This window comes from Dactylosporangium sp. NPDC051541 (assembly GCF_044454505.1).
In the GTDB taxonomy this organism is placed as follows: Bacteria; Actinomycetota; Actinomycetes; order Mycobacteriales; family Micromonosporaceae; genus Dactylosporangium.
Window position 1 is genome coordinate 54,393 of the sequence record NZ_JBITDU010000005.1, and the last position, 4,277, is coordinate 58,669.

The window sequence follows — 4,277 nt, forward strand, 5'->3', positions numbered from 1 at the left end:
TCACCGCAGTGCCTCGGCGATCTCGGCCGTCGTCGCCACGACGCCGCAGCAGTCCCGGATGTGGCGCAGGGCGTCGCGGTGGTGCTCGGGGCCGAAGTCCGCGACCGCGTCGGCGGCCACGAACGGCTGGATGTCGCGCATGAACCCGTCAAGCGCGGTGGCGAGCACGCCGATGTGCGCGTACACCCCGGTGATGACCAGCTGGTCGCGCTGCCACTGCCGCAGGAGTTGCCCGAGGGGTGTGCCGACGAACGCGCTGTATCGACGCTTGGTGATCCGGTGCTCGCCCGCGGCCGGGGTGAGCGCGGCGGTGATGGCCAGGGCGTGCTCGTCCGGCGGCGGCCCGTCGCCCCAGAAGTCCTGCAGCAGGCCGCGCTCGGCCCGGCTCTGCCCGCCCGGCTGGGCCGAGAAGACGACCGGGACCCCGGCCGCGACGGCGTGCTTGCGCAACACGGTGATGTTGTCGACCACCGGGGCCAGTGGTTCGTCACCGGCGGTACCAAACGGGGCAAGGAAGTAGTTCTGCATGTCGTGCACGAGCAGCACGGCGCGGCGCGGGTCGAGGCGCCAGCCGACCCGGGCCTGGTCGCCGCTGAAGTCCGCCGGAGCCGGATACGGGGTGATTCGGGGCAGCACGGGATCAGCCTTTCCGGGTGGTGCTCCGGGTGGCGGCGAGGGCCGCGCGGAGCTCGCGCCGGCTGACCTTGCCGACGCCGGTGACGGGGAACGCGTCGAGGACCTTGAGCCGGTCCGGGATCTTGTACTCGGCCAGTCCCCGCTCGCGCAGGTGGCGGCGCAGGGCCGGCAGGGTGGGCGGTTCGGCGCCGGGCCGGGGCACGACGAAGGCGCAACCGCGCTCGCCGAGGTAGGCGTCGGGGACCGCGACGACCGCGGCGTCGTGCACCGACGGGTGGGTGAGCAGGTGGTTCTCGACCTCCTCGGCCGCGATCTTCTCGCCGCCGCGGTTGATCTGGTCCTTGGCCCGGCCCTCGACGACCAGGTAGCCGTCGGGGCGGCGGCGCACCAGGTCGCCGGTGCGGTAGAAGCCGTCGGCGGTGAAGGCGGTGCGGTTGTGCTCGGCCGCCCGCCAGTAGCCACGGATGGTGTACGGGCCCCGGGTCAGCAGGTGCCCCACCTGCCCCACCGGCACCGGCTGGTCGGCGTCGTCGACGATGCGCAGCTCGTCCGCGGGGCTGATCGGGCGGCCCTGGGTGTGCAGCACGACCTCGTCGGGGTCGTCGAGCCGGGTGTAGTTGACGAGGCCCTCGGCCATGCCGAACACCTGCTGCAGCCGGCAGCCGAGCACCGGCCCGATCCGCGCGGCGACAGTATCGGCAAGCTTCGCTCCCCCGACCTGGAGCACCTCGAGGCTCCGCACACTCCCGTTGGAACCTTGTCGATCGACGGCTTCCAGCCAGAGCAGGGCCAGGGGTGGCACGACGGCGGTGATGGTGACCCGCTCCGCATCGATGAGCGGGAATACCGTCGCCGGGTCGGGGCGGGGCGCGAGGACGATCCGGCCCCCGGCGTGCAGGACCCCGAGCACGCCCGGCGAGGACATGGTGAAGTTGTGCGCCACCGGCAGCGCCGTCAGATAGACACTGTCCGGGCGCAGGGCGCAGATGTCGGCGGAGGCGCGGACGCTGTACAGGTAGTCGTCGTGCGTCCGCGGGATGAGCTTCGGCAACCCGGTGCTGCCGCCGGACAGCTGCAGGAACGCGACCTCGTCGGCGCCCGGCCCGGCCGGGAGCCGCTCGACGTCCTCCGGGTCGGCGTAGAGCGCGGCCAGGCTCACGTGCCCGCCCGCGTCACCGGCCACGATCAGGGTCGCGGGTGCGGCCGCGGCGGCCAGGGTGCGGTGGTCGAAGCCCTCGTGCACATCGGTGGTGATGAGCGCGACCGCCTCGGTGTGCGCGCAGAAGTAGCCGATCTCGGCCGCGCGGTGGGCCGGCAGCGCGAAGACCGGCAGGGCCCCGAGGCGGAACAGCGCGAAGATGACGTCGAAGAACTCGGCCCGGTTGGGCAGCTGCACCACGACCCGGTCGCCGCGGCGCACCCCGATCCGGTGCAGCCCGGCGGCGAGGCGCAGCGCCCGGTCGCGCAGCCGCGCATAGGTAATACGGTGTGGGCCGTCGACGACCGCGATCCGCTCGCCGTGCTCGAGGGCCCGCTCGCGCAGCAGGTCGTCGAACGTCTGTCCGGTCCAGTAGCCGGCTTCGCGGTACCCCCGCGCAATGTCCTCAGGCCACATTGCCGTGCTCCGCGGCGAGGCCGAGCGCGGCCAGCATCGTGCCGAGCTTGGCCGACGTCTCGGCCAGTTCGGCCGCCGGGTCGGAGCCGGCGACGATCCCGGCCCCGGCGAACAGGTCGAGCCCGCCCGGGTCGGCGACCGCGCAGCGGATGGTGACCGCCCACTCGCCGTCGCCGGCGGCGTCGACCCAGCCGACCATGCCGGTGTAGAAGCCGCGGTCGAACGGTTCGAGCTCGCCGATCGCGGCCCGGGCGGCGGCGGTCGGGGTGCCGCAGACGGCCGGCGTCGGGTGCAGCGCCGCCGCCAGGGTCAGGGCGCTGGTGGCGGGGTCGGCGACGGTACCGGTGACGAGGGTGCCCAGGTGCCACATGGTGGCGGTGCGCACCAGTGCGGGCTCCGGTGGCACCGAGAGCTGTGCGCAGAACGGGGCCAGGGCGTCGGCGACCGCGCGGGCCACGACGGCGTGCTCGTGCCGGTCCTTCTCGGAGCGCAGCAGGGCGGCGGCGCGGCGGGCGTCCTCGGCCGGGTCGGCGCTGCGGGCCGCGGAGCCGGCTAGGGGGTGGGCCGCGACCTGGCGGCCGTGCCGGGACACGAGCAGCTCGGGACTGGCCCCGAAGAGGGTCCGGCCGTTGCCGAGATCGATGCCGAAGGTGTACCCGCTGGGCTCCCGCGCGGCGAGCGCCCGCACGACGGGGGCCGGGTCGAAGCCGGGCGCCTCGGCCCGCACCGACCGGGCCAGGACGACCTTCGTGTAGTGACCCGCGCCGATCTGGTGCACGGCCCGGTCGACGGCCGCGGCGTAGCGGTCCGCCGGCGGCACCGGGTGCAGCGCGGTGATGCCCTGGCGCCTGATGCGGACCGGCTCGGTGGTGCCGGCGGGACCGGTGCGGCGCAGGCGCATGGGGACGACCAGCTGGGCGTGGGCGTCGGGGGCGAACGGCACCGCCCCGACGACGGCCCGCACCTCGTGGCCGGCCGCCTCGGCCACCCCGAGCACGGCCTGGACCCGCCGGTCCAGGTCACCCAGGGCGTCGCGGCGGCCCGACGGGGGGACCGCGAAGTAGGTGCCCTCGGCCAGCAGCGTGCCCCGCGGGGACGCGAACAGCGAGGACGAGCCGGGCCGGTAGCCGGCGATGAGGTCGGCGGCGGATTCGGTGCTGGTCTCGGTGGAGACGGTGGTCACGGGTGGTTCTCCCTTCGGCCGGCAGCGGTGTGCGCCGGGTCGCGCTCAGGCGCGCAGCGTGGCGCCGCCGTCGACGTACAGGTCGTGCATGGTGATGTGCCGGGCGCGCTCCGAGGCGAGGAAGAGCACGGCGTCGGCGACGTCCTCGGGCTCGGCGATGCGCCCAAGGGGGATGCCGGTCCGGAAGGCCTCCGGGTCGCCGGCGACGACCGCCGCCGCCCCCGCTGCGGGCCCGCCGGGGTGTCCGGCCCACATGGCCCGCTGCATCGGCGTGTCGGTCGAGCCGGGGGCGACGACGTTGCAGCGGATGCCGTACCGGGCGAGCTCCAGTCCGAGGCTTTTCGTGAAGTGGGTCGCGGCCGCCTTCGACGCGGCGTAGGCGGCCATCCCGGCCCGCGGCACCCCGGCCGCGTTGGACGAGACGGTGACGATGACGCCGCCGCGCCGCGGGACCATCCGGCGGGCCGCGGCCCGGCTCATGTGGAACACGCCCGTGGTGTTGACCGCGAACGTGTCGGCCCAGTCGGTGTCGGAGTAGCCGAGCACCTCGCCGGTGCGCAGGATGCCGGCCACGTTCACCAGTGCGGCGATCGGGCCGATGGCCTCGGCCGCCGCGACGACCGCCTCGGCCTGCCCGGCCGAGGCGACGTCCGCGACGTGGGCCGAGATCCCGCAGTGCGCCGCGGCGAGCTCGGCCAGGCCGTCGCCGTCGCGGTCCACCGCCGCGACCGGGGTGCCCCCGGCGGCGAAGGCGAGCGCGACGGCGCGGCCGATGCCCTGCGCGGCGCCGGTCACCAACGCGATCCCGTCCATATCACTCCTTCATTGCTTGTCGAGCCGTAC

At 75.1% G+C, this 4,277-nt stretch carries 4 protein-coding genes; all 4 read right to left on the reverse strand.

What is annotated here, in order from left to right; all coding sequences use genetic code 11:
- Genes ACIA8L_RS24175 through ACIA8L_RS24190 form a run of 4 tightly spaced genes read right to left on the reverse strand, consistent with a single transcriptional unit; the run spans position 1 to position 4,247 of the window.
- Positions 1-636, reverse strand: coding sequence for an isochorismatase family protein (locus tag ACIA8L_RS24175; RefSeq protein ID WP_395908165.1), 636 nt, complete (start codon positions 634-636; stop codon positions 1-3).
- A gap of 4 nt (positions 637-640) precedes the next feature.
- Entirely contained in the window at positions 641-2,251 is a 1,611-nt protein-coding gene (locus tag ACIA8L_RS24180) for a (2,3-dihydroxybenzoyl)adenylate synthase (protein WP_395908166.1), read from the reverse strand.
- Positions 2,241-3,434, reverse strand: coding sequence for an isochorismate synthase (locus ACIA8L_RS24185; protein ID WP_395908168.1), 1,194 nt, complete (start codon positions 3,432-3,434; stop codon positions 2,241-2,243). Before ACIA8L_RS24185 ends, ACIA8L_RS24180 begins: the two co-directional genes overlap by 11 nt.
- Before the next feature lie 45 nt (positions 3,435-3,479).
- The gene (locus ACIA8L_RS24190) at positions 3,480-4,247 is read right to left on the reverse strand and encodes a 2,3-dihydro-2,3-dihydroxybenzoate dehydrogenase (protein WP_395908171.1); all 768 of its coding nucleotides are present in this window, start codon (positions 4,245-4,247) and stop codon (positions 3,480-3,482) included.
- Between the last annotated feature and the right edge of the window lie 30 nt (positions 4,248-4,277).

Excerpts from the sequence above, each read along its gene's own strand:
- ACIA8L_RS24180 (WP_395908166.1), bottom strand. The coding sequence starts at position 2,251 with ATGTGGCCTGAGGACATTGCGCGGGGGTACCGCGAAGCCGGCTACTGG.
- ACIA8L_RS24190 (WP_395908171.1), bottom strand. The coding sequence starts at position 4,247 with ATGGACGGGATCGCGTTGGTGACCGGCGCCGCGCAGGGCATCGGCCGC.